The sequence below is a fragment of the Allorhizobium sonneratiae genome (assembly GCF_023700755.1).
Taxonomy (GTDB): domain Bacteria; phylum Pseudomonadota; class Alphaproteobacteria; order Rhizobiales; family Rhizobiaceae; genus Allorhizobium; species Allorhizobium sonneratiae.
This window is the reverse complement of record NZ_JAMKOJ010000006.1, coordinates 1-26,511: the sequence shown is the minus strand read 5'-3', so window position 1 is coordinate 26,511 and position 26,511 is coordinate 1. Positions and strand designations below refer to the sequence as shown.

The window sequence follows — 26,511 nt, the reverse complement described above, 5'->3', positions numbered from 1 at the left end:
CGCAGGGTTGGGGCGACTGCTCTTGCCCGAGAGCACAAGTCAGGCGTCCATCGGGTCGCTGTTCATTTCTGAATGAACCACTGCTCGGTGTTGGAGGGCGCCGGGCTGGGATAGATCCATGAGGTCGGCGCGACAGCCATGACATTGTGCAGATCATTGGCCTTGACGGCGAATTGCTGCGGCATGTCGGAAATGCCGATCTCGTAGAACTGGTCGGCGGCTATATCGAGGATCTGTTTGAACAGGGCCGTCTGCTTGTCGCTGTCGGATGTCTGTTTGATCTCAGCGTAAAGCGCCCACTGTTTCTTCACGGCTGGTGGCGGTTCTTCGCCGCCCGGCAGGCCGAGATAGGTGTTGGCCCAGGCGATGGCGAAATTCGATTCCTGTGAGTAAGGCATATAGGAGCGCGGGTCGAGCAACGCATCGACACCATAGCCCTCGCCGGACCAGACGGTGACGTCCTGATTGTTGTTGCTCTTGATGTCATAAAAGCGCGTGCGGTCGACCGACTGGAAACGGGCATCGACGCCGACCTGCTGCCAGTAGCGCACCACAAGTTCGGCGACATCCGAATAACCGGTCAGACCCGCCGGGGCAATCACCGTGAAGGTCAGCCGCTTGCCGTCCGGCCTCAGACGAAAGCCCTGAGCGTCGCGTTTGTCGAGGCCGATGGAATCGAGCAGCCTGTTGGCCTCTTTCACATCATATTTCGTATATTGTTCAGCCAGCCTCTTGTTGGCGTAAATGGTGTTTTCGCCGGGTGCGACCTGTTTCGGCTTGGTCAGGCCCAGATAGACGGCATCGATGATCGACGGGCGATCGATGGCTTCCGACATGGCGATGCGGAAATCCTTCGTGTCGAAAATCTTGCGCAGCACCGGGTCCTTATGCGTCAGGTTGAAGCTGAAGGCGGTGTCGGAGGCATTGGCAGGAACCCGGTTGACCAGCGTATAATTGCCCTTTTGTTCTCCCTCCGTCAGCACGGCGCGGTACTGATTGATGCCGATATGGCGCTCCTGATAATTGATCTTTCCGGCAAGAGCCGACAGAAGCACCGTCTGCACATCGGCATTGATGGTCAGCCGGGCGCCATCGAGATAGGGAAGCTGCTGGCCCTTGGGATCGACCTTGAAATAATAGGGATTGCGGGTGAAGGTGACCTGGCTTGCGCCCGAAACATAGGGCTGCACGATTTTCCAGGGGCCGAGAACCGGCATGTCGGGATTGCGCCAGCGCTGGATGTTCTCGATCTCCAGCCCGCATTTGTTGGTCAGTTCCTCAACCCAGCCGGAGGCGCCATCGGCCTTGGCGAGATCCACGGCCTTCGGGTTGAATTTCGGCATATAGCGGCTGCAATAGTCCTTGGACATCAGGGTCAGCTGCGTGCCGAAAACCCCGGCGACATTCTTGATGAACAGCCCGTTCGGACCGTCGAAGGTGATGGTGATGCTGGTCGGGCTGTCGATGGTGGCCTTTGGCAGCTTGCCATCGACCAGCAGCCAGGACGGCTTGGCCGGAAAGAGCTTGTCATCGGGCAGCACGTCATTGATCATGAAGGCGATGTCGGCGGCGGTGAAATCCATGCCGTTCGACCATTTCATCCCCTTGCGCAGGTTGAAGGTGAAGCTACTGGCATCGGGACTTGCCGTATAGCCCAGTGCGACATTGGGAATGATCTTGCCGCTCCATTCCCGGTCCCAGGCCATCAGCGGCTCGTAACCGGTTAATTTCGCCAGCATGTTGCGATCATTGCCGCCCACCATGCCTCCGGTGCGTTCGCCGCCATAGACGCCGACGCGCTCGACCATGGTTTCGACAAGCGGCTGCTGCGGCAGCCTTGCCTCGACCGGCGGCAGCTTCCCGGCCTTCACCAGCGCATCCAGCATCGGCGCTTCTTTATAGGTTTCAGCCGCAGCCGGAACGGTTGCAAGGCAGGCCAGTGCGGCGCTGCACAGCAAGGTCAATCGCATCATCGTCTCCTCCCGATAGATAATCCGCCCGATGGCGGTTTTCTTTATGGTCTGCGCCGCCAGGGTGCGATCAGCGCCTCCAGCATAACGACTTCTTCTTGCGTCAGATCGGTCAGCGGCGGGCGCATATGGCCGGCATCGAAACCCTGAAGGCGCACGCCCGCCTTGATGGCCGAGACGGCATAGCCTTTCTGGCGGCTGCGCAGATCCATGAAGGGAAAGAAGAAGCTTTTGAGAATGCGTTCGCATTCGCCACGCTCGCCGCTTAACAGCGCGCGGTAGAAATCCTGTGCCAGTTGCGGCACGAAATTGAACACCGCCGAGGAATAGGTGGAAAAGCCCGCTCCCAGATAGGCCTCGGCAAAGAGTTCCGCCGTCGGCATGCCGCCGATATAGGTCAGCCGGTCGCTGAGCGTCGCGGTGATGCGCCGCACCAGGCCAAGCTCGCCCGTGCCGTCCTTGAAGCCGACCAGATTGGGGCAGGCATCGGCAAGTCTTTGCAGCGTCTTAGTCTGGAGAATGGCGTTGTCGCGGTTATAGACGATGACGCCGATATCGACGGCGTCGCAGACCGCTTTCACATGGGCAAAGAGCCCCTCCTGCGGCGCTTCCATCAGATAGGGCGGTAAAAGCAGTATGCCGTCGCCGCCCGCCTTTTCGATCCCCTTGGCCACCGCGACGGCCACATGCGTGCCGCCGCCGCAACCGCCAACGATTGGCACGCCATTGGAGGCGGCCTTGGCATGGGCGACGACTTGCGGGATTTCCTCGGGCGTCAGCGAAAACATTTCGCCCGTGCCGCCGGCGGCAAACAGAACCTTGGCGTCATAACCCGACAGCCAGTCGATATGGGCACGATAGGCCTCAGGTTTGAAGGCCCCTTCGGCATCAAAGGGGGTGACTGGAAAGGAAAGCAAGCCGGAGCCGAGCGCCGATTTCAGGGTTTGCGGATCCATTGCTTACTCCTTCTGTTGCAATCGCACCGTGCGGGTCTTGAATGACGAGCGATTCTGATGCTTTATGATGATAGCTTTAATGTCGTATCATGAATTTTGTCGAAGTCATAATATGAATTTATCATCCTGTCCAGCCTCTTCCGGCAGTCGGATGGTCTTGGTGTGTCGATGAGAAAAGAGAGGCTGAATGGACAAGAGCCCGGTTAAAGGTGAGGGCCCGATGAAAAGCGAGGGCCCTATTAAAAGCGAGGGGCAGAGAAAACCCCGCCTTGCTGAAACCGTGATTGAGGCGTTGCGCGCCGATATCATCGGCGGTCGATTGCCGCTCGGGGCGCAATTGCCGACCGAGCCGGGACTGATCGAACGCTTTGGCGTCAGCCGCACCGTCATTCGGGAGGCGCTTGCAGAGTTGAGGGCGGCGGGCCTTGTCCATGCGCTTCAGGGCAAGGGCGTTTTCGTTGCCGATGATCTACCCGGACAGGCCATGCGGCTCAGTGTGGAAGAGCAGCGCTCCATCCCGAAAACGCTGGAAATGCTGGAGTTTCGGGTGGCCTTCGAAAGTGAGGCCGCCGCCCTTGCCGCCCAGAGGCGAAATGCGGCACAGGATTATGAAATTCGTCATGCCCATGATGTCATGGCCGATCTCGTTGCGGAAAAGACCGCAGCGACCCGGGCTGATTTTGATTTTCATCTCGCGATTGCCCGCGCCACCAACAACAGTTTTTATATCGACGCCATGCAAAGTTTCGGTGCCAGCGCTATTCCGCGCGCCAAGCTACCCAATCTGGCCTCTTCGCGCAGCGAAACCTATCTGAACCAGGTCGTTGAGGAGCATGGGCGCATTGCTGACGCTATTTCTGGTCAGGATGCCGAGGCCGCGCGCAAGGCCATGCGGCTTCATATTGAAAATTCCCAGCAGCGCTATCGCGCCATTGCCCGATCGGTGCGAAGCTGAGACGGAATATCATCATATGAATTTGGGTGCAGTCCTGCGTTCTGTGCGGATTTCTACCGGCGTTCTTCAGTTTTCGTTCGTCGATGACTGATTCAAGGCCCAACAAAGACTGAGAGGATGTTGGCTGAGGCTGATAAGCCGCAATATGTTGCGGCGGTGTAACAATAAAGATACATAATCTAAAGTTGACTTGTTTGTAGAATTTATGCAGGTTCCTTTTCGTAGGTTTGAATCGGTCGGATGTGCTTGTTGCAAAGCGCGCCAAAGCATATTTTTTGTGTTTTGCTAAGAATTGGTGTTGTCCTGCAGATAAGTTCTATGACTGTGACGCATATTTAAAACAACTTTATAAATCTTTCAGGCGTGGCACAGGGGGATCTTGCGTGGCCGACCATCACACCAAAGAGGTAACTTTCTATCTGAACGGCGAAAAACGGGTGATTTCGTCACCTTCGCCCGATCTGATGCTGATCGACTGGCTGCGCAGCCCCGAAGTCGGGCTGACCGGGCCGAAAAAGCCCTGCGGGCAGGGCGGTTGCGGCGGCTGCACGGTGGTGCTCTCCCATTGGGATGAGGAGGAGGGCAAGCCGGTTCATCTGCCGATCAATTCCTGTCTCAGGCCTGTCGCGGCCCTGAACGGGCTTGCGGTCACCACCATCGAAGGCACGGGCAGCGTGCGCGAATGCATGAACAAGGTTGCCTATCGGGTGGCCAAGAACAACGGTACCCAATGCGGTTACTGCACCAATGGCTGGGTCATGGCGATGACCGGTTTTCTGGCCAATGAGCCGGACAACCGCAGCAAGAAGGATATCGAGGAACTGTTCGACGGCAATCTCTGTCGATGCACCGGCTATCGCGCCCTGCTCGACGGCATGAAAACCTTCGCCAGCGACTGGACGGCCGAAGACGAAGCCAAGCTGATGAAATGCTATGTCGATCCGGCTTTTGCTGCCGCTGCCGTGGCGGAAAAGGTCGAGATCGCCTTTCCCGAAGGCGCAAGACGTCCGGTCAAGCCGGTCGGTTACGAGCATGACGGCAAGCGCTGGATCGAGGCAGGCAGTGTCGATGAAGCCATCGCGCTTGTCCGGGGCAATCCGCGTGCAAGGCTGGTCAATGGCAACACCTCCTTCGGCATCTATAAGGATGAGGTGCTGGAGGCGGAAGTCTACGTCGATATCGGCGCGATCGAGGATCTGCGCGGCATTGTCCTAGACAAGGGTGAGCTGTCGATCGGCGCAGGGGTGACCTATGGCGAATTGCTGGCCTATCTCGGACCGAATGGCCGCGAAGGTCATGGCGTTCTCGCCATGCTGGATTATATGGGTCGGCGCACGGCGGGCAGTCTGGTGCGCAATGCCGCTTCGCTTGCCGGCAACACCATGCTGGTCCTGCATCATATTCATGACGGCGAACCTTTCCCCTCGGATCTGGCCACGGCCTTTTGCGCCGCCGATGCTCTTGTTGACTACGTCCTGATCTCAAAAGGCGAGCGCCGGCAATCGAGCCTCAGCGCGCTGATGTCAGCCTGTGCGGCAGATCCGCATCTTGCCGGGGATCTCTTCCTGTTGCGCTACCGGGTGTCCGTAGAGCGCGACGGGGTGTTCTGGGCGCAGAAGACGGCGTTGCGCGAGGTAAATTCTCATAGCATCGTCAATTCCGGCTCCTGCATCACACTGGAGACGGCAGGCGGACAGGAACCGAAGATCGCCTTCGTCAATCTGGTGTTTGGCGGCATTGCGCCCTATGCTTGGCGGCCGGAGCGGACCATAAGCTTCCTGCAGGGGAAAAAGGCCAGCCCCGACGTGGTGGCCAAGGCACTGCACTGTCTTACGGTCGAGGTGAAGGACGAGCTTGCCGCCTGGGCCAAACGCATGGCAAGCGTGCCGAATGAAGGTTTCACCGACGCCTATCGGCTGGAGCTGGCTCAGTCCTATCTTTATAAGGCAGTGCTGAATGCACTTCTCGTCGTCGATCCGGCGCTGGTGCCTGAGGAGTTGCGTTCGGCAGCCGTCACTCACTGGCAGAACTGGCCGGTCAGCGGTGGCAGCCAGAGCTATCAGACCAGCCATTACATGGAGCCATTGTCCGAGCCCTATATCAAGCTGATGGCCATGTATCAGGCCCAGGGCGAGGTGAAATACACCCATGAGACGCCGGTGGTGGCCGGCACGCTTTTTGGCGCGATGATCGGGGCGCAACGGGCCGTTGGCACCTATCGCTTCATCGATCCGTCCAGTGGAAAGACCGTCAAGCCCGAAGCGCTGGGAGAGCATCTGAAGGAGCGGCTTGGCGGGTTCTCCCGGCTGGTCACCGCCGCCGACATTCCCGAAGGCGGCAGCAACATGGCCGGTGACGCCAGCGATCAGCCCCTGTTTCTCGAGCCGGGCGATGCGATCATGTATGCCGGGCAATCGCTGGCCATGGTGCTTGGCACATCGGAGCGCAGCGCCGAAGCTGCCGCCGATTATGTGGCGGAGCATTGCATCGCCTATGACAATCATGGGGATAGCGAACAGCCGGTGCTGTCGATCGAGGATGCGCTGGCCAAGGACTGGATTTTCCCCGATTGCCCGCAGACGGCAAGCTGGATGGCGCATATCTGGAAGGTGAAACGGCCCGGTACGAAGACTGATTGGGTCTTGCCGCGCACACCGGGTGACATGACGGTGGTTGTCCGCGAGAAAGAGCGGGATGGTGTGTTCTACAAGGTGGTTGCCACCGGCCAGAGGGTCGGCAGCCAGCTGCATTTCTATATGGAAACCCAGGCGACCGTCATTCAGCCGCGCGATGATGGGTCCATCACCGTGCATTCCTCGACGCAGAGCCCGAAAAGCGTGCAGGATGCCGTGGCCAAGGCGCTGGGCATGCCGCATAACGAGATCGGCGTTCAGGTGCGCCAGCTCGGCGGCGGCTTTGGCGGCAAGACCGGGCCTTCCACCTTCACCGCCTGCATGGCCGCCATTGCCTCGCGGGCGTCCAACCGCCCGGTGCATATGGCGCTCACCCGCGAAAGCGACAGCGGCATGATCGGTCGGCGTCACCCCTATCTCGGCCAGTATCAGCTTTTGGTGGATACCGGCGCAACCGATCCGGCCACCAAAGGTTTGATCCATGGTCTGAAGGGCGATCTTTGGGGCAATGGCGGCGCGTTTTACGACTGTTCCTTCATCGTCTCGGATTGCATTCAGCTGCGCGTCGACAATGCCTATAATATTAAATATTATGAAACCACCATCGATGTCTGCCGCACCAATACGGCGCCGAATACGGCCTATCGCGCCTTCGGTGACATTCAGGGCACGCTGATCCTCGAAAACGCCATTGAGGATGCCGCTGTGGCGCTCGATATGGATGTCACGGAACTGCGCGAGAAAAATCTCTATAAGGAAAAGGATCTAACGCCCGGCGGCCAGCAGCTCGACTATTGCTATCTGCGCGATGTCTGGAAATATGCCAAGGAAAAGAGCGATTTCGAGGCGCGCAAACGCAAGGTGGAGGATTATAACCGCGCCAACAAATGGCGAAAGCGCGGCATTTCGCTGATCCCGTTGAAATATGGCTCCGGCTTCAATCTCGTCATGCTGGAGCAGACCACGGCGCTTCTCAGCATCTATGAGAGCGACGGCACGATCATCATCCAGCAGGGTGGTGTCGATATGGGCCAGGGCATGATCACCATGCTGACCCAGATTGCCGCCTATGCCCTGAATGTGCCGCTATCGACGGTGAGGGTGGAAAGCAGCGATACCCGCGTCATTCCCAACCCCTCCAGCACCGGCGCATCCACCGGCACGCAGTATAACGGTACGGCGATCAAGAATGCCTGCACGGAAATGAAAGCGCGGATGGAAGCCTTCGTCGAGGGTATTCGCAAGATCAAGGGCGACGATTACTGCAAGTCCAAGAATATCGACTACTGGAACTATAACAACGGCTGGCAGGCGGTTCCCGCCAACAATAACGGCAAGACCATCTGGCAAAACATCGTCTCGATGGCCTTTAACGAGCGGGTCAATCTTCAGGTTCAGGCAAATGCGAAGATCACCGGCGGCGATCACAAAGTGCCCAATGTCGAGTTCAGGCCCTATGCGCTGCAACCGACCGGAACCGGCATTGCCATCGACAGCACCGCCTCCTTCAGCGAAACGGTCAATACCTATATCGGCTTCACCTATAATGCGGCCTGTGCCGAGGTTGAGGTCGATATCCTGACCGGCGAGACGAAGATCCTGCGGGTCGATCTGATCTATGACATGGGCAAGAGCCTCAACCCGGCCATCGATGTTGGCCAGATCGAGGGCGGTTTCATGCAGGGTGTCGGCTATGTGCTGAGCGAAAACATCGTCTATGAGGACAAGGGCGAGAGCGCCGGGGTGATGACCACCGATAATACCTGGCGTTACAAGCCGCCGGCGGTCTCGACCGTTCCGATCGAGATGAATGTCATGCTCTTCCCGCGTGAACTGGCGAAGAATGTACCGGAAGATCCCCACCTGCTTTATTCGTCCAAGGAGGTCGGCGAGCCGCCACTGGTTCTGGCCAATACGGTGTTCTTCGCGGTGAAATCGGCCATTCGCGCCTCGCGTGTCGAGCGTGGCCTGAGCCCCTTCTTTGAACTGCCGGCGCCGGCAACGGTTCAGGCGGTCAGGACGGCGGCAGACGTTACGGCCCTGGCATAAAGGGCAGGGCGGGCAGGCAACTGGCTGGAAAGGTCAATTGCCTGCCCGCACTTGCCGTCCTTCTTCCGATGGATTGTCGAAAGAGCTGGTCATGACCTTCATGGAGCGACCTATGTCTATGGAGAGGCCGTCTTCGCCTCACCCGAAGACGGCGCAGGTGCGCGCCTGCGAAATTCCGCTTGTTGCGGGCCGAACACCGGTGGCCATGGCCTTCATCATCGGTGTGGAAGGGCCTTCTTACCGACCGCCCGGCGCCTGCATGATCGTCTGGGATGATGGGCATCGCACCGGTACGCTCTCCTCCGGCTGTATCGATCAGGATATCGCCGCCCATGCCGAGGCGGTGGCAGAGACCGGCAAGGCCAAATGTCTGCGCTATGGGCTGGGATCGCCGTTTCTCGATCTTGTCCTGCCTTGCGGCGGCGGGCTGGATATTCTTGTCGTGCCGCCGCCAAAGGCCGAGCATCTTCAAAACATTTTGGCGGATGTCGCCGCCCGCCGCAGCTTTTTTCTCTGGCTGGGACTGGAGGGCGTCCTGAACGAGCCAAGCGCTTCGGCCAAACTGGCTCTCACCGTTCTGCCCGATCCGCGCTTTCTCGTCTTCGGCAAGGGGCCGGAGGCTGTCGCTTTTACCGCCATGGCTGCAGGCGCAGGCTATGATACCGTGCTTGCCTCGCCGGATGAGGAGACATTGCAGCGTGCGCCTTCGGCCAGCCGCAGGGTTCACCTGACGGGGCCATCCTCTTTCACCAGCCTCGATCTTGATGCGCAGACAGCAGGCGTGCTGTTTTTCCACGATCACGATATGGAGACGGTGATCCTGCAATGGCTGTTGGCCAGCAATGCCTTTTACATCGGCGCGCAGGGTAGCCATCGCGCCGCGGCCCGACGGCTGGAACGATTACGGGCGGCAGGTCTTGGCGAGGACGCCTTGCAAAGGCTGCACGGACCCATTGGCGTCATTCCTTCGGCGCGCGACGCCCGCACCCTTGCCGCTTCCGTTCTGGCGGAAATTCTCGGCCTCGCCACCACGGTGCAATAAGGCTCGGACAAGCCAGACAGGGCCTAACTGGCGTTATCGAAGACGGATGATCGACACGCCTTGGCATCTCAAGGCAGGTTTATCAAGCCCGGTTGAGATGCTGTAAAGGTTTGAATGCACTGGATAATCTCAGAGATGCGGTTTTCCGGCCTCGCATTGTGCAGAAAGGGATTGCCGCTTGAGAAACGCCTCTGCAGAAAAGGATGAGTCGCCTGCCGGGCAGCCAGGTTTCGTGCCGGCACGTTTTCAGGACATGCATCTACAGAGACTGTCTGGCCTTGCTGATCAACAGGGGGCGTCCTATCTGTTGATGCTGCTGCAGGAGGGCGGCGATCAGCGCATTCACTGCGATCCCCTCAGTGGTCGCAACCGATACGGCACGCGCTGCCTGCCTGATCCGCAGGAGATCGGCTTCTCCTCCACCACAGCCAGCACGGTGTCGCCCTCAGGCTTTGCGCTTTCTCTCGACGCCCTATCGCGCTTTGACGAAAGCGATGCCGAAGGCTGGTTTGACCATGTGAGACGCAGGCTTGGCCGTTGTTTCGAGCTTGGTGCAGAGCAGGTGGTGCTGTCCCCATCGGGCACCGATGCCGAGCTGATGGCCGTGTCACTTTATGCCGGTCTGAGCCGTAACCCTGTGAGCGTCATCCTGATCGCCCCGGATGAAACCGGTAGCGGCGTGGCGAAAGCCGCAGCAGGCTGCCATTTCTCCAGCCTCACGGCGCTTGGTGTCACGGTCGAGGCCGGCCAGCCGGTTTCCGGTTTTCCGGTCGACAGGCAAGAGCTCATGACCATAGCCATTCGCGACATGTCCGGCAGGGCGCGTCCGACGGACGAGATTGACAGTGAAGTGCTGGACGCCGTCAAGGCGGCGCTGAAGCGTGGGCGCGACGTCGTGCTGCATGTTCTCGATACATCGAAAACCGGCCTTTCCGGCGTGTCGCGTCCGGCAGCCAGGGCAGCTCTGGCGCTCGATCCTGAGCGGGTCGGTGTGATCGTCGATGCCTGCCAGTTCCGCTGCCGGGTGGAGGAGATTGCCGAGGATGTGCAAAACGGCTTTCTGGTGATTGTGACCGGATCGAAATTTCTGGCCGGGCCGCCTTTCTCAGCCGCGTTGCTTCTGCCTGAACGCTTACGCTCAGAGCTTTTGCACAAGGGCGGCTTGCCGCAAGGATTGGCCGATTACAGCGCCGATCTCGACTGGCCGTCTGATCTGCGGGGTTCTCTCGGCTTTCATGCCAGAAGCAAGATCAATCTCGGCCTTGGTCTGCGCTGGATTGCGCCGCTTTCCCATCTTGAGGCACTGACATCGGTGACAGCAGAGGTGCAGGCAGAGATCAAGGCGCATTTTCTGGCGCTGATCCGGCAGCGTCTGGCCGTATCCCGGCATGTTGTCCTGCATGAAGATGACGAAGGTGATTACCTTTCGCGTCGTGCCATTATCCCCTTGAGCCTGTTCGACACCTTAGGCCATGCAGTTGGCGCGGATGAAGCGCGGCGGATCTGGCAGGCCATGCGGGAGGATGGCTGCGGTCCGGTCTGCCAGATCGGCCAGCCGGTCATTCTCGGTGAACGTGTCGTGGTGCGGCTTGCCGCCTCGGCCGCCGATGTGCTCTCCCTTGCCGAAGGTCTCACCTCGGGCCAAAGCCTGTCACAGGCCGCACAGCCGGTCGAGACCCGGCTTGATAGGGTCTTTGACAAGCTGGAGCGGTTGCTGTCCCGGCAGGACGGGTGCTGATGACCCGCTCGCTCGATCCTGAGGACTGGCAGGCTTTTCGCCAGACGGCCCATGCGCTGCTGGATGAGGTGATCGACCATATCGCCACGATCCGTGACCGTCCGGTCTGGCGGCAGGCGGATGCGGCGGCAAAGGCCCATTTTACCCGACCCCTGCCGGTCAGCGAAAACCCACTTGAGGCGGTGGTGGACGATGTGAAAACCCATGTCATGCCCTTTGCCACCGGCAATCTGCATCCGCTGTTCATGGGCTGGGTGCATGGGGCGGGCACGCCCACCGGCATGGTGGCAGAGATCGTTTCAGCCGGGCTGAACATGAATTGCGGCGGGCGAAACCATATCGGGCTGGATGTTGAGCGACAGATCGCCCTGTGGATGAGCGAGGCGCTGGGTTTTCCGAAGACGGCAAGCGGTGTGTTCGTCACCGGGTCTTCCATGGCCAATTTCATGGCGGTGGTCATTGCCCGCACCCGTTGCCTCGGCCCTTCCGTGCGGGTTGACGGGGTGGTGGGGCAAGCCCGTCAGTTGATTGCTTATACATCCAGCGAGGCGCATGGCTGTATTGCGCAGGCGATGGAGCTTTCCGGTCTGGGGTCGGCACAATTGCGCAAAATCCCGGTGGATGATGCCGGGCGGATCAGGACGGACAGGCTGAAAGCAGCGATTGCCGCAGATCGGGCAGAAGGCCATCTGCCCTTTCTTCTGGTCGGAACGGCAGGTACGGTCAATACCGGCGCCATCGATCCGCTGGGCAGGCTGGCTGCTATCGCCACGGAAGAAAGCCTCTGGTTTCATGTCGATGGTGCCATCGGGGCGATGATGGGATTTTCGCCTGCCTTGCGCGGTTTGCTTGAGGGCGTCGAACAGGCCGATTCCATTGCCATGGATTTCCACAAATGGGGACAGGTGCCCTATGATGCCGGATTTCTGCTGGTGAAAGACCCTGAGGCGCATCGCGCCGCCTTTGCCCAGCCGATGGCCTATCTGCAAAGAGCCGAGCGCGGGCTTGCGGCAGGCGAGATCTGGCCCTGCGATCTGGGTCCCGATCTGTCGCGCGGCGCACGCGCCCTGAAAACCTGGATGACGATTGAAACGCTTGGCAGTGCCCGCATCGGCGCGGCGATTGAGCGGAGCTGCCATCTGGCGCGTTCTCTAGCCGAACGGCTCGGCGCGGACCCGCGCCTTGAGATCAAGGCGCCCGTTGCGCTCAATATCGTCTGTTTTGGCATCCGTGGTGCAGATCGCGACATGATCCGCACCATCGTCATGGATTTGCACGAGAAAGGGATTGCCGCCCCCTCCTGGACGACACTGAATGGCGAAGAGGTGATCCGCTGTGCACTCGTCAATCACCGCACGAGCAAAGCCGATCTCGAGCGTTTTATCGCGGCCCTGCAGGCGCTTATGGAGCATTATGCTTTGTAATTTACAGCGCCGTGCGCCAAATATGGCGCACAAATGACGCTGTAACACTTTTAATCTGCTGCATAATTTTCACCTTAAATCGATTCCGATTTAAGGAATTATGCAGTAAGATCTCAAAAGGTCGGCGGTGTGCAGGCGCTGATTATCTCACAAGGCACCGGACCGACGCAACGGAAGCGATGCGGTCTGCGGCTGTCGAAATAATAGGCGTCGCCGGGGCCGAGAATACGTCGCTCGTCATCGACCGTTACTTCGATGCGACCGGAAAGCACGATGCCACTTTCCTCGCCATCATGTGCCAGAAGCACCTTGCCGGTATCGGCGCCGGGCTGATAACATTCCTTCAGCATTTGCAGGCTGCGGCCAAACAGGCTGTCGCCGATCTGCCGGTAGGAAATCGGTCCCTTGCCGATTTCCGTCAGTTCTTCCGCCGCATAAAAGGCCTTGCGGGGACGTTCCGGCTCGAAGGCGAAGAATTCTGAAAGGCCGATGGGAATGCCGTCGAGAATGCGCTTCAGCGCGCCAACGGACGGATTGGTGGCATTGGATTCAATCAGGGATATGGTGGAGTTGGTCACGCCAGCGCGCTTGGCCAGTTCCCGCTGGGACAGGTTATGGGCCATGCGCAGATAGCGCAGGCGACCGCCGATGTCGACGCTCATGGCATCATCCGTTTCTGCTGTTTGAAATAGCGAAAGTATCTCTCTTTGCAATCAATAAATTCAATAACTTATGGTAGTCAAGAAAAAGGCTTGTTCAAGAGACGAAAATCGCTCATCCAGTCTCATCGTCATGGAGGCCATCATGGATCACACTAGCAGGACCAACACACCCGTACTCGACAATTTCTGGATGCCGTTTACCGCCAACCGGCAGTTCAAGGCTGCGCCCCGGCTTCTGGCCGCTGCCAACGGCATGTACTACACCGATGTGGACGGCAACAAGGTTCTGGATGGCACGGCGGGCCTCTGGTGCGTCAATGCCGGCCATGGACGGCGCAAGATCGCCGAAGCTGTCGAGCGGCAATTGTCCACCATGGATTTTGCCCCGACCTTCCAGATGGGCCATCCGCTCGCTTTCGATTTTGCCGCGCGCCTTGCAGCCAATGCGCCGGGTGGTCCCGATGCAAAGCTCGACCGGGTCTTCTTCACCGGTTCCGGTTCGGAATCGGTCGACACCGCCTTGAAGATCGCCATTGCCTATCAGCGCGCCATCGGTCAGGGCACCCGCACCCGTATCATTGGTCGGGAAAAGGGCTATCACGGTGTCGGTTTCGGCGGTATTTCCGTCGGCGGTCTGGTCAACAACCGTCGGGTTTTCCCGCAGATTCCCGCCGATCATATGCGCCATACGCTGGATATCGAGAAGAACGCCTTCACCAAGGGCCTGCCTGCCCATGGCATCGAGCTGGCCGAGGATCTGGAGCGGCTGGTGGCGCTGCATGGCGCAGAAACCATCGCCGCCGTCATCGTCGAACCGCTGTCTGGATCGGCCGGTGTGATCCTGCCGCCAAAGGGCTATCTGGAGCGGCTGCGCGCCATTGCCGACAAATACGGTATCCTCTTGATTTTCGATGAGGTCATCACCGGTTTCGGCCGTCTCGGTACGCCCTTTGCCACCGATTATTTCGGCGTTGTTCCTGATCTCATCACCACGGCCAAGGGGATCACAAATGGCACGATCCCGATGGGTGCGGTCTTTGCCAGCCGCAAGGTGCATGACGGTCTGATGACCGGGCCGGAAAACCAGATCGAGCTTTTCCATGGCTATACCTATTCCGGCCATCCGGTTGCTTGTGCCGCCGGTCTTGCCACCATGGACGTCTATGCGGAAGAAGGCCTGCTCACCCGTGGCGCAGACTTGGCCGGGCACTGGCAGGAGGCGCTGCATTCGCTGAAGGGTCTGCCGCATGTCGTCGATATCCGCAATCTCGGCCTGGTTGGCGCCATCGAATTGCAGCCGCGCGACGGCGCACCGGGCACACGCGCCTACGACGTCTTTGTCGATTGCTTCAACAAGGGCCTGCTGATCCGCGTTACCGGCGATATCATTGCACTGTCACCGCCGCTGATCATCGAAAAAACCGAGATCGACACCATCGTTTCCATGCTGGGCGATGCACTGAAGCGGGCAGCATAAAGGCCGGATGCATCCCCCCATGGATGCTCTAGTGGATTGAATTTGACATTTGATACCCATTTGCGGCACCCTCTGAGATCAAATGTCAAATTCTTAAAAATCCACTAGAAACATATAGATAGCTAGTGGTCTTTATGATCGTCACATTTGCACTCAACGGTGCAGCAATCGGTAGCAAATGTTACGATCAGACCACTAGAACATGTCGCGTTTGATTGTGATCAATGAAACGCGACATGCACTACAGCGACCTTTGTGCGCCATATTTGGCGCACAACGCTGTAATGCCTGCCACCCACCGGATCATTTGAACGTCGTATCCGACCGCAATGTCTGATGACTTTTTCGCAAGACCAGACAGGGATTGATCTGCCAGACAGCGATCGATCTGATTGATAGATCCGGGATGCCATCTGGATGAAAACCAGCCATTCGCCTATGGCCAAATATATCCATTGGCTTCCGGGTAGGACCAGTCTTCAAGCAGGGTCATATCCGGTCTGAAAATTTCGATTTTCAGAGGATAGCAGGCGGCGGTGTCACTGGAGTGGGTTGCGGAGCAGTCACCGCCCGGACAGGCGGAAATGGCGCCTAGAAGGTCGATTTCGGCAAAAAGCTCCAGATAATCACCGGGACGCACCGGGCTTGCCTTCATGAAATACTGATGGGTGTCATGGGTGAAGCCGGTGCACATGAAGACGTTGAGCACGTCATGAACATGAGGTTCGGCTTCTGCCTCGCTCAGCCCCGTTGCTTGGGCCATAGCCCGCGTGAGGTTGGAATGGCAGCAATGATGATAATTCCCGCCGCTCAGCAGTTTATTGGTATAAGGGTCGCAGCGTGTGCCGATGACGTCGTGAACGCCTGCGCCATCCTTGTCGAAGCCATACCAGCCGAGCGTGTCGTGGGTAATGGTTGCCATAGGGCGCAGATACGGCAGTGTGCTCCATAACCGGTTGCCGGTCGTGACATGGGTGGCGTGCAGGGCGCGTGTCTTGCCGCTGAAAAAACGCTCCGAAAGGTTTTGCGCGTTCCAAAGGTTGAGATCGCCGACCTGCGGTCCTTCGACGCTGACAAAGCGGACAAAATGCCCTTTCAGAACGGAAAAACTGCCGCCTTCGCGTGGCGGTACGATCACTTCATCGATCTTGACCAGCGTCTCACGCATTGCCACGAGGCCGTCCATATCCGGTTCAGGAAGGCTGCCGACAGGATAGACAATCACGGGCTGTTTGGCCCGGCGCTGGTCTGCATCTTCGGGTGTGGTGACGGAAGTCGATGGAATGAAAGACAAGGCAATTCTCTCCGGTATGGTGCAGCCGCTTTTTCTATCACCTTGCATAAATTGAGGAAAAGAAAAAGAAAATTCGATCCCTCATCTTTGCCTCAACAAGAAAAGCCGCGCATGGATTTTCATGCGCGGCTCTTTCATCTTTCTATGAAGACGAGGGTGGGATCAGGCGTCCGATCCGGATTTTTTAGCAGGCGCTTTGGCCATAGTAAGCTGATCCTGCTGCATTTCCACCCACATCGCATTGACGACACCGAAGAGGGCTGCAAGCGGCAGACCAAGAAGCCAGGCAAAATACCACATGATATGTCCTTTCTCTATCAATAGACGGTTTCGCTATGGTCGACGACGCTTTGCTCGGTCACCTTGCCCCAGAGCACCTTGTAGACCCAGCTTGTGTAAGCGAGGATGATCGGAACGAAGATCACCGCCGATACCAGCATGACGAACAGGGTCTGATGCGAGGAGGAGGCATCCCAGACCGTCAGCGACGAACGCGGATCGATGGATGACGGCAGGATGAAGGGGAACATGGTTAGCCCGACCGAGGAAATCGTGCCGATAATCCCAAGGCTCGAAAACAGGATCGGGGTCACCTCACCGCGGCGGCGCAGGGAAATCAGGGCAAGAAGTTCGCCGACAATGCCAAGAACCGGCGCAATTATGATCCAGGGACGGCTGTCATAGGCGACAAACCAGCTCGGAATGCGGGCAGCATCCTTGAGAAGAGGGTTGGACGGACCATTGGCGGCAATGGCGCTGGTGACGCTATAGCCTTCAATGCCTGCCGAGAGCCAGAGACCGGCCAGAATATAGGCGACGATCATGACGAGGGCGGTGATCGAGCCGATGGTACGGGCGCGTGCCTGAACCGTGCCTTCCGTCTTGAGCGCCAGCCACGATGCGCCGTGGGTGAGAAGCATCATCAAGGAGACGACGCCAGTAAGAAGAGCAAAGGGGTTGAGCAGGCCGAAGAAGGTGCCATCGTAAAAGACCCTGAGATCCTGGTCAAAACGGAAGGGTACACCTTGCAGGACATTGCCCATGGCCACGCCGAAGATCAGGGCGGGAACCGCGCCACCGACGAAGAGGGCCCAGTCCCAGGCATTGCGCCAGGTCTGGCTGGGGCGCTTGGAGCGGTATTTGAAGCCGACCGGGCGCAGGATCATCGAGGCCAGAACGGCGAACATGGCAAGGTAGAAGCCGGAAAAGCTGGTGGAATAGAGCGGCGGCCAGGCGGCAAAAATGGCGCCGCCACCCAGGATGAACCAGACCTGGTTGCCTTCCCAGACCGGGCCGATCGTGTTGATAGCGATGCGGCGCTCATTATCGGTTTTGCCGACGAAGGGGATGAGTGCGCCGACACCCATGTCAAAGCCATCGGTGAGGGCAAAACCTGTCAGCAGCACGCCAAGCAGCAGCCACCAGATGACACGCAGAATGTCAAAGTCGATCAGTTGATAGAGGATCATGGTCCTTACTCCGCTGGCTGGATTTGGTTGTGATGGGCCGAAAGCCGCATCTGATGTTCGCTCTGCCAGCGATCGGTTTCAGGAACATCGATATAGGGGCCCTTGCGGATATATTTGATCATCAGGCCCATCTCGATGATGAAGAGAACCGTGTAGAACAGGACGAAACCGGCAAGGGTGAGCGCCAGATCGGTGACGCTGAGCGAGGAGGCAGACAGGGCTGTGGGCAGCACGCCATCCACGGTCCAGGGTTGACGACCGAATTCGGCAACGAACCAGCCAAGTTCGGCGGCAATCCACGGGGCGGGAATGATCAGTACAGCCAGCTTCAGCATGAAGCGGGGATATTGCATCTTCTTGAACGAAGTCTGGTAGAAGAAGATGGCAAGCACGGCGATGAAGGCAAAGCCGAGACCGGCCATGATGCGGAAGGCCCAGAACAGCGGCCAGACGGTCGGCACGGTGTCGTTGGCGGCCATGGCAATCTGTTCAGGCGTTGCCTGGCGCGGATCGTCGACATAGCGCTTCAACAGCAGGGCAAACCCCAGATCGCCGCTATGCGCTTCAAATTTCGACGTGACGGCGGCAGGCACATTGCCCTTGTTTTCCCGAATGGTCATCAGGGCGTCATAGGCGATCAGACCGGAACGGATGCGATCCTGAGCCTGGGCAACCAGCTTGTCGATGCCGGGAATTTCCTTGGTCAGCGAACGGGTGCCGATCAGGCCCATGACATAGGGAATATGGATGGCATAATGGGTTTCACGAGCGGCCTGATCGGGAAAGCCGATCATGGTGAAGGGGGCGGGCGCTTTTTCTGTCGTCCACATGCCCTCGATAGCGGCCATCTTCATCTTCTGCGAATGGCTGACATTGTAGCCGGATTCATCGCCGAGAACGACAACCGACAGCGCCGAGGCAAGGCCGAAACTGGCGGCAACCGCCAGCGAACGGCGGGCAAGCTCGACATGGCGGCCCTTCAGCAGATACCAGGCGGAAACACCCAGCACGAAGACGGATGCCGTGACATAACCGGCAGAAACAGTATGGACGAATTTTGCCTGGGCGACCTCGTTGAAGACCACATCATAGAAACTGGTCATTTCCATGCGCATGGTCATTGGGTTGAACTGGGCACCAACCGGATTCTGCATCCAGCCATTGGCGATCAGGATCCACAGTGCGGAAAAATTGGTGCCGATGGCGACAAGCCAGGCAACGACCAGATGCGCCCGTTTCGACAGCTTGTCCCAACCGAAGAAGAACAGGCCGACAAATGTCGCTTCCAGAAAGAAGGCCATGAGACCTTCGATTGCCAGTGGCGCGCCGAAAATGTCGCCGACATACTGGCTGTAATAGCTCCAGTTCATGCCGAACTGAAACTCCATGGTCAGACCTGTTGCCACACCCAGTACGAAGTTGATTCCGAAGAGTGATCCCCAGAATTTCGTCATCTGCCGCCAGATCGGGCGGTTGGTCATGACATAAACGCTCTCCATGATGGCGACCAGAATTGACAGGCCGAGCGTCAAGGGAACGAACAGAAAATGGTAAAGTGCCGTCATCGCAAATTGCAGGCGCGACAGCTCGACAATATCGAGTTGCATGATCTCATCTCTCTTACTCGAAGGCATGTCCGGGATGACACGATGTTGTCTTTTTAAGACGGCAATGCCGAGCGGGTATTGATCGAGATCAAAAATAAGAAAACAATAAAACAATGGGAAAACGAGTGGTTTGATTCTGAGATTTGCTCGGCATTGGCGGACATGTTGAGAGCACATGTCAGAATCATGAAAACCACGAGAAACGACATGATTCTTGTGGAATCCAAGGAATTTGACAGGTGAGTGCGGCGCTATGCAGGAAACCGGGACTCAAATGTCAAATTCATTTCACGAGAGTATCGGATCGAAAATCAGTTGAGATCCGATGCTCTCAGTTTTTGTGTACGCATCGGATTTATCCGAAAACAGGTTCCTACTTTTCGGCGGATGCCAGAAAGCACGTTGCGGTTTATCAGCCTCCGTCAACGCGCGTTAAGCCTTTGTTTTTTCATATGTCCGTTATCATTTTATCGAGGACAATAAAACGCGACCGGCTTTAGAGAGATTGAGGAGCGCTATGGAGTTTTACCCCCGCGATGACAGGGTATCACCGGCTTGTCGGAAGGTCTGCCTCTTTCCCCGCGGGCATGGTCTTTGAAAGCGTGATGACGCGCTCTGCAAAGCCTTGTTCCACCGACCTGTGGGAGGCCATGAGAATGGCGGCTTTGGGCAGTAGGCGTCGCACACCGTCGAGAACTGCCCGGGCGGTAGCCTCATCGAGCCCTTCTGTCGGCTCGTCGAGGAGTAAGAGGGCAGGACGGCGCAGCAGTGTGCGCGCAAGGGCAAGGCGGCGTTTTTCTCCACCGGAAAGGCCGCTGCCGGCTTCCTGCAGCACCGCATCGAGGCCACCCTTTGTTTCTATGGTGCTGGTCAATTGTACAGCATCGAGAACGTTCCAGGCGTCCGTGGCGTTGAGATTTGGTCTGGCAAGACGCAGATTATCGAAAATACTGCCGCTGATCAGGGTGCTGCGCTGCGGCAAAAGGGCGATACGCTCCAGCAGGAAGGCTTGACTATATTGCTGAACAGGCATGCCATACAGCAGTATCTCGCCGCTATCGGCAGCAGATTGCCCGCAGATAATCGATAGAACCGTGCTTTTGCCAATGCCGCTTGCGCCGCAAAGGGCTAAGGTTTCACCGGCATCAAGGGTCAGGCTGAGGGATTGCGGACCGGGTCTGCTGGTCACGGCGGTTGCATCTGCACAGAAGCTGACGGATTGAAGCGCTAGGAGTGGCCCGGTGTTCAGTGACTTTTTCGGGGCAACGGGTGCGGCGACCACGGTTGGCGCAGTGGGTGAAAGACAGGCTTCGACCCGGCGTGCGGCATCGCTCATACGGCCCAGTTCGCTCACACCGCGATGCAGCATGGCGATGGCTTCTGCGAGCCCCAGTGCCGCAAAAAAGCCGAGTGCGGCCAGCGCGGGATCGATCTGGCCCTTGTCCGCCAGCCGGATGCCGATGTAAAGGCTTGCGGCCGCCGCAAGGCTTGCCGAGGCTGACAGGATGAAACCGGAGAGCCGCTCGATCTTGTCCACTTTGGCCTGCGCATCTTGCAGCCGGTTCTGGGCTGCCATGATCCGCTCATGGGTTTCGTCCAGCCGTCCGGCCACGGCAAGCTCGGTCTGGGCGCGGATGGAATCGATATAGCGGGCGCGAAGCGCCTGCATGGCCCGCTGGGCAAAGCGGGAGGGTGTCATGGTGAGCCGTAGCGATAGCGCCATGGCGATTAAAAGCCCCAGCATGAAGCTTGTTGCCTGCGCTATTGCCAGAGAGGGTGAGACGACGAAAAACATCGTCAGCAGCCCGAGACCGAGTACAATGACCGCAGACAGAAGCGGCATGAACAGTCTGAGCGCCAACCCATCCAGGGCATCGACATCGGTGGTCAGATGATTGAGCCGTTCTGATCCGGCCATGGTGGAGAGCTGGCGCAGCGGTGCTTGCGAGAGCGCTGAAAGCAGCCTGGCGCGCAGTTCTGCAAGGCCCTTCAATGTGGCGTCATGGGTGGTCAGCCTTTCGCCATAACGGGCGGCGGGCCGCCCGAGCGCCAGAAAGCGGATACCAGCACTTGGCCCAAACACGTTAAAGCTCGCACCCAAACCGGCCAGACCGGCAAGGCCGGTGGCCGTGATGAACCATCCTGAGAGGCCAAGCAGAGCTGCTCCGGCAAGAAGCACGGCAATGGAGAGCAGGCTGCCGCGCAGAAAGGCGCGTAGATGGGGCCGCCAGACGAGCAGAAAGAGATGAACGAGCCGTTTCACGCTGCAACCTCCAGACGGATTTCCCGATCCAGTTCTGCGGCGAGCCGACGGTCATGCGTTGCCACCAGAAGGGTGCGGCCTTCGGTTTTCAGCTGCATCAATGCCCTGGTGATCCACTCCGCCGTGTGTCGATCGAGATCGGCTGTTGGTTCGTCGAAAAAAAGCAGATCGGCATGACTGTAGAAGGCGCGCGCCAAAAGCACGCGGCGCGCTTCGCCGCCCGAGAGCCGATTGCCATTTTCACCCAGCCGTGTTGCTATGCCGTTCGGAAGGCTGGCGATGACTTCGCCGAGACCGGCTGAGTCAAGGGCTTTGGCCATGCGCGCCGCATCATAGGGCTGCGACCAGCAGATATTGGCCTGGATGCTGCCGCTGAGGAAGCGGGCGCTTTGACCGATCCAGCACAGACGGGCCCGCCAGCGATCGGCATGGCCGTCGTCTAGTGGTACGCCGCAAACGGTGATCGCGCCATTTTCGGGGGCTTTCAACCCGGCCAAAAGCGCCAGAAGCGTGCTCTTGCCGACGCCGCTCGGTCCGGTCAGAGCCACGGCTTCGCCTGCTGTGATTTTCAGGTCGGGATATTGCAGCTCATACCATTTGCTGGGGCGGGTCATGAGGCCGTTTGCAATGATTTCAATGGGGCCTGCAAGCGGTTCTGCCGTTTTACCATGCCCGATGATGCGCGCTGTGGCTTTGGTCTCGTCATCGGCCAGTTCCTTGGCGGCGGCAAGGGCTGCGGCCTTGTCATGCCAGGCACTGGCCAGATCGCGCAAGGGGGTGAAGAATTCCGGCGCCAGCAGCAGCATGAACATGCCTTCCGTCAGGGTCATGCTGTGGCCGTAGACCCCGAAATTCAGTGTACCGAGGAGGCTGAAGCCGACATAGACCGCAACCATGGCCACGCCGAGGGCAGAAAAAAGTTCCAGCACGGTGGAAGAAAGGAAGGCAAGCCGCAGCACCGCCATGGTTTTCTGCCGCAGCTGATCGGCTGAGGTGAAAAACTGGTCGACCATGGCCTCGCGGCCATTCAAAAGCTTGATATCGGCCAAGGCATTCAGCCGTTCCAAAAGCAGGCTGTTCAGCGTGCCGGTCTCGGCCAGATGTTTTTCGCTGGCGTCGCGGGCGGCCATGCCCACAAGCGCCATGAAAACGGGAATGAGTGGACCGCTGATCAAAAGCACAAGAGAAGCCACCCAGGAGACCGTGGCCACCGCAGCCAGGATCGCAAAGGGCATGATGCTCACTTTCATGGCTGCCAACCGATAGCGGCTGAGAAAGGGTGCGATCAGATCGACCTTGCCGCCGATAATCGCAGCACCTGCCGCCGAGGAGGCCAGGTCCGGAGCAAAAGGGGAGCGGAGAAGATTGCGCCTGATAAAACCGGACCGCTCTTCGGCGACCGCTTTCTGAGCTGCAAGGAAGGCAATGCGCCCGCCAAGCGCGTCCAACGCATGGCGGATGAACGCCAGCAGCAGAAATGCCCCCGCAGCCATGAGGGGCGACAGCATCGGTTTTTCCCCTGCTGCCAGCGAACCGAACCCATCGGCGACAATCCATGCCTGACCGATATAGAGAAGATTGGCGGCAATCGACAGGCCTGCGGCAAGGGTTAGCGAGGCTTTTGCCTGCCGGGTGAGGGCACCAAGCCGGACCATGGCCGGATCGGCGGCGGGATTGACATGAGATGCTGCACTGGAACGGGACACGGGAAAAGCCTGTGAATGAGCGCGACTGACCTGACAATTATCAGGTTTGACCAGAGGCGATATGATCTATGTCAAATGAGCCCAACGTCGGCGGTGTTTCCAGCGATCAAGTCCTTGAGGGGTGTCAGCTCTGTGGCGAGAAAATCCATCAGCGCCCGGATACGGGGAGAATGACGCAGATCCGGATGGGTCAGCAGCCAGAGCGTGGCGGTAAAATCAGGCACAGTGTCTGAGAGACGGACAAGGCCCGGTCTCACATCGCCAATGAAGCAGGGAATATGGCCGATGCCGATCCCGGCCTCGATGGCTTCCGCCAGCGCCAGAACCGAGTTGGCCCGGTAGACCAGCCTGTTGCGGGCAATCGTGCTGATGGCGGAGCGCACCACATTGAGCGCTGCCATATCGTCTGAAAGCGCCACCCAATCATGGGTTGTCAGCGAAGCGGCATCCGATTTCGGTCCGATTTCGGCAAAATCGCGGGCACGGCCATAAAGCGCCCAGGCAATCTGGCCGATTTTTCGGCCAACCAGCGTTTCCGGCGGTTTATCGGTGGCACGGATGGCGATATCGGCATCACGTCTGGAAAGGTTCAGCGCCGGATTGCCAATGACAAGATCAAGCTGGATATCCGGGCAGGCCTTGCGAAAGCGGGCAAAAAGCGGGGTCAGAAGATGCATGAGCAGGCTGTCCGCCGTGGCGATGCGGATTTCTCCGGCGGGCAGGATTTCCTGCCCCTTCAGCCGTCTTTCCAGCGCCATCACATCCTGATCGATGCGCCTGGCGGTGCCGACCACCTCCTCGCCGGTTGCCGTCAAGGTGTAGCCGCTGCGGCGACGCTCGAAAAGCGGCTGGCCAAGCGCCGTTTCCAGCGCGCCCAGACGGCGAAAGACGGTGGAATGATCGATGCCAAGTTCGGCAGCTGCCCCCGACATGCCGCGGGCCTGTGCCACGGCCTTGACCAGTTGCAGGTCTTCCCAGGCCAAGGGTTTTGTCAATGCCATGATACGCCTGTTCGCTTGTTTCTCAAATGCATCGATCATTTATATCATGCAAATTCAACTTTGCATCCATGCAAGGTAATTTGCCTGACAGGCGGGGAAAAAAGACGTATCCCTTGACCATCGAAAGCGACGGAGTTTCGCTTCAACCATATGATTTCAATGGAATTTCCTGTTTCACTCTGTGCGGTCAGGAACTTTTCTTCCAAGGAGGCAAGACAATGGTCAGTGCAATTCATCATGTCACGGCAATTTCCGGTCCGGCCAAGCGGAACCTCGATTTCTACACACGGGTTCTTGGCCAGCGCTTCGTCAAGAAGACTGTCAACTTTGACGATCCCGGCACCTATCACTTCTATTATGGCGATGCGCTCGGCCATCCTGGCACCATTCTGACCTTTTTCCCCTGGGATCATGTTGCGCCGGGTCGCCTCGGCATCGGCGAAACCCAGGAAACCAGTTATCGCGTGCCGAAGGCATCGCTTGGCTTCTGGACGCATCGTTTCATCGAAATGGGTGTGGTGCATGGCAATCTGGAGCAGCGTTTCGGTGAAAGCGTCCTGCCATTCCGCGACCCGGATGGCATGCGGCTGGCACTGGTCGGGATTGACGGGATCGAAAGCGAACCGGCCTATGCGGTCGCCGGCATTCCTGAAGAACATGCGTTGCGCGGCTTTCAGGGTGTGACCCTGTTGCTTGACAAGATCGAGGCAACCGCTGCCGTGCTGACGGATGTTTTCGGGTTCGAAAAAGTGGCAAAGGAAGGCACGATCACCCGCTACAAGGCGCCGGGTCATGCAATCGGCAGCATCGTCGATCTGCGTGAAGCAGGAGAGTTTCTGCCTGCCCGTCCGGGTGCGGGCTCGGTTCACCATGTCGCCTTCCGTGCTGCAAGCGATGCTGATCAGCAAGCCATGGCCGAAAAGCTGCAAAAGAACCATGGGATGCGCACCACCGAACAGAAGGACCGGGATTATTTCCGCTCTGTCTATTTCCGCTCTCCAGGCGGGGTGCTGTTTGAAATCGCCACCGACGACCCCGGCTTTGCCGTCAACGAACCGGTGGAAAGCCTTGGCATGGCACTGAAACTGCCAAAGGGACTTGAATCCCATCGCGCTGAAATTGAGGCGGTTCTGCCCGATATCAGTGGCGTCGACATTCCAGCGTATCATCCTGCAACCCATTGATAATAAGTAAAATTACGCGAAGCCGGACCGGGGAACTTTTCCCGGCCCATCTTTCTTGTGTCTGAATGAGGAAGCTCTCATGTCCCAGTCTCTTTCTTTTGTGCACCGGTTTTTACCGGCCAGCGTTGAAGGCCAGCGGCCCTTGCTGCTTCTGCACGGCACGGGTGGTGATGAGAATGATCTTCTGCCTCTCGGTCAAAGTCTTGCGCCGGGGGCAGCGCTTCTTTCGCCGCGCGGTCCGGTGCTGGAAGGCGGTATGCCGCGCTTTTTCCGGAGGCTTGCGGAAGGTGTCTTCGATGAGGCGGATGTGGTCAAGCGGGCGAAGGATCTGGCGGATTTCATCACGCAGGCCCGCACGCAATACGGGCTGGCTGCTCCTGTGGCGCTCGGTTTTTCCAATGGCGCGAATATTGCGGCGGCCCTGCTTTTGTTGCATCCGGGCACCTTGTCCGGCGCGGTGCTGTTGCGGGCGATGGAGCCTTTGCAGGCCACGCCAGCCATCGCCGGTCCAGGCGTGCCGGTGCTCATTCTCTCCGGGGCCATGGATCCCATCGTGCCTGAGGACAATGTTGCACGCCTTGCCGCAAAGCTCACAGCCAATGGCAACAGCGTCACCCATACGATTTTGCCTGCCGGTCACGGTCTGTCCCAGGCCGATCTGACGCTGGCGGCCGGCTGGCTGAAAACGCAGGGAGCGCCGTCATGAGTGATGGGGATGAGGAAGGCCGCAGGCCCTTCGTCTCCACGATCGGCACTCTTGGCCTGAATACAAAGCGAATGCGTTATCCGGGCGGCGACCTGACCCGTCTGCCGCCCATTGCCACACAGGCAGCCTATAGCGTCATCATCCAGCTGAAACCTTTCGAGCGGCATAGGTTATGGCGCAACGGAGTGCTGATCTTCGATGGCGGTCATGCCGCGGGAGCGTTGGCGATCACAGATCTCACCGAGACCTGGCAATGCCATCACCTGTCGCCTTTCGACAATCTGCGCTTTCTCATTCCATTTGACCGTATGCGTCAGCTGGCCGGTGAGCTAGAGCACGTCCACTTTACTCGGGGTCATAGCCGCAAGAAATGAA

General features: G+C 58.5%; 19 protein-coding genes. 9 read left to right on the top strand and 10 right to left on the bottom strand.

Going from position 1 to position 26,511, the window contains the following annotated elements; all coding sequences use genetic code 11:
• Positions 1–62 precede the first annotated feature (62 nt).
• Complete coding sequence (locus tag NAC44_RS12235; protein WP_250941127.1) at positions 63–1,970, bottom strand: ABC transporter substrate-binding protein; 1,908 nt, start codon at positions 1,968–1,970, stop codon at positions 63–65.
• Positions 1,971–2,014: 44 nt separating this feature from the next.
• Positions 2,015–2,926 (bottom strand): 5-dehydro-4-deoxyglucarate dehydratase, encoded by a 912-nt coding sequence (gene kdgD, locus NAC44_RS12230; protein ID WP_250941125.1) that lies wholly within the window; start codon positions 2,924–2,926, stop codon positions 2,015–2,017.
• Positions 2,927–3,146: 220 nt separating this feature from the next.
• Here kdgD and NAC44_RS12225 point away from each other — a divergent pair, with 220 nt between their 5' ends.
• From NAC44_RS12225 to NAC44_RS12205, 5 genes are all read left to right on the top strand, one after another.
• Complete coding sequence (locus NAC44_RS12225; protein WP_420839934.1) at positions 3,147–3,881, top strand: FadR/GntR family transcriptional regulator; 735 nt, start codon at positions 3,147–3,149, stop codon at positions 3,879–3,881.
• 383 nt (positions 3,882–4,264) lie between these two features.
• Positions 4,265–8,563 carry a molybdopterin cofactor-binding domain-containing protein gene (locus NAC44_RS12220; protein ID WP_250941124.1) on the top strand — a complete coding sequence of 1,433 codons (4,299 nt, stop codon included), beginning with the start codon at positions 4,265–4,267 and terminating at the stop codon, positions 8,561–8,563.
• Positions 8,564–8,675: 112 nt separating this feature from the next.
• The gene (locus NAC44_RS12215) at positions 8,676–9,605 is read left to right on the top strand and encodes an XdhC family protein (protein WP_250941123.1); all 930 of its coding nucleotides are present in this window, start codon (positions 8,676–8,678) and stop codon (positions 9,603–9,605) included.
• 253 nt (positions 9,606–9,858) lie between these two features.
• The gene (locus NAC44_RS12210) at positions 9,859–11,343 is read left to right on the top strand and encodes a hypothetical protein (RefSeq protein ID WP_250941122.1); all 1,485 of its coding nucleotides are present in this window, start codon (positions 9,859–9,861) and stop codon (positions 11,341–11,343) included.
• Complete coding sequence (locus tag NAC44_RS12205; protein WP_250941121.1) at positions 11,343–12,767, top strand: pyridoxal phosphate-dependent decarboxylase family protein; 1,425 nt, start codon at positions 11,343–11,345, stop codon at positions 12,765–12,767. The genes NAC44_RS12210 and NAC44_RS12205 overlap by 1 nt, the downstream gene beginning before the upstream one ends.
• Positions 12,768–12,880: 113 nt before the next feature.
• On the opposite strand, the gene NAC44_RS12200 is transcribed toward NAC44_RS12205, so the two are convergent.
• A complete protein-coding gene (locus tag NAC44_RS12200) occupies positions 12,881–13,429 on the bottom strand; it encodes a cupin domain-containing protein (protein ID WP_250941120.1) in 549 nt (182 codons plus the stop codon).
• A gap of 142 nt (positions 13,430–13,571) precedes the next feature.
• On the opposite strand from NAC44_RS12200, the gene aptA reads away from it, so the two are divergent.
• Positions 13,572–14,906 (top strand): omega-aminotransferase AptA, encoded by a 1,335-nt coding sequence (gene aptA, locus NAC44_RS12195; protein ID WP_250941119.1) that lies wholly within the window; start codon positions 13,572–13,574, stop codon positions 14,904–14,906.
• 436 nt (positions 14,907–15,342) lie between these two features.
• On the opposite strand, the gene NAC44_RS12190 is transcribed toward aptA, so the two are convergent.
• From NAC44_RS12190 to NAC44_RS12160, 7 genes are all read right to left on the bottom strand, one after another.
• Positions 15,343–16,191, bottom strand: a complete 849-nt coding sequence (locus tag NAC44_RS12190) for a DUF1989 domain-containing protein (RefSeq protein ID WP_250941475.1) — start codon at positions 16,189–16,191, stop codon at positions 15,343–15,345.
• A 171-nt stretch (positions 16,192–16,362) separates the two neighbouring features.
• Positions 16,363–16,500 carry a cytochrome bd-I oxidase subunit CydX gene (cydX, locus tag NAC44_RS12185; RefSeq protein ID WP_250941118.1) on the bottom strand — a complete coding sequence of 46 codons (138 nt, stop codon included), beginning with the start codon at positions 16,498–16,500 and terminating at the stop codon, positions 16,363–16,365.
• Between the two features lie 17 nt (positions 16,501–16,517).
• Positions 16,518–17,669: a cytochrome d ubiquinol oxidase subunit II gene (cydB, locus tag NAC44_RS12180; RefSeq protein WP_250941117.1), complete on the bottom strand. Its 1,152-nt coding sequence runs from the start codon at positions 17,667–17,669 to the stop codon at positions 16,518–16,520.
• A 5-nt stretch (positions 17,670–17,674) separates the two neighbouring features.
• Positions 17,675–19,276 carry a cytochrome ubiquinol oxidase subunit I gene (locus NAC44_RS12175; protein ID WP_250941115.1) on the bottom strand — a complete coding sequence of 534 codons (1,602 nt, stop codon included), beginning with the start codon at positions 19,274–19,276 and terminating at the stop codon, positions 17,675–17,677.
• 547 nt (positions 19,277–19,823) lie between these two features.
• The gene (locus NAC44_RS12170; RefSeq protein ID WP_250941113.1) at positions 19,824–21,539 is read right to left on the bottom strand and encodes an amino acid ABC transporter ATP-binding/permease protein; all 1,716 of its coding nucleotides are present in this window, start codon (positions 21,537–21,539) and stop codon (positions 19,824–19,826) included.
• Positions 21,536–23,245, bottom strand: a complete 1,710-nt coding sequence (gene cydD / locus NAC44_RS12165) for a thiol reductant ABC exporter subunit CydD (RefSeq protein ID WP_250941111.1) — start codon at positions 23,243–23,245, stop codon at positions 21,536–21,538. The genes NAC44_RS12170 and cydD overlap by 4 nt, the downstream gene beginning before the upstream one ends.
• A gap of 71 nt (positions 23,246–23,316) precedes the next feature.
• Positions 23,317–24,246 carry a LysR family transcriptional regulator gene (locus NAC44_RS12160; RefSeq protein WP_250941109.1) on the bottom strand — a complete coding sequence of 310 codons (930 nt, stop codon included), beginning with the start codon at positions 24,244–24,246 and terminating at the stop codon, positions 23,317–23,319.
• Between the two features lie 218 nt (positions 24,247–24,464).
• Between NAC44_RS12160 and NAC44_RS12155 the strand changes: the two genes are divergently transcribed.
• From NAC44_RS12155 to NAC44_RS12145, 3 genes are all read left to right on the top strand, one after another.
• Positions 24,465–25,430, top strand: a complete 966-nt coding sequence (locus NAC44_RS12155; RefSeq protein WP_250941107.1) for a ring-cleaving dioxygenase — start codon at positions 24,465–24,467, stop codon at positions 25,428–25,430.
• 79 nt (positions 25,431–25,509) lie between these two features.
• Positions 25,510–26,136: an alpha/beta hydrolase gene (locus NAC44_RS12150; protein WP_250941105.1), complete on the top strand. Its 627-nt coding sequence runs from the start codon at positions 25,510–25,512 to the stop codon at positions 26,134–26,136.
• Positions 26,133–26,510 (top strand): hypothetical protein, encoded by a 378-nt coding sequence (locus tag NAC44_RS12145; RefSeq protein ID WP_250941103.1) that lies wholly within the window; start codon positions 26,133–26,135, stop codon positions 26,508–26,510. The genes NAC44_RS12150 and NAC44_RS12145 overlap by 4 nt, the downstream gene beginning before the upstream one ends.
• Position 26,511 lies beyond the last annotated feature (1 nt).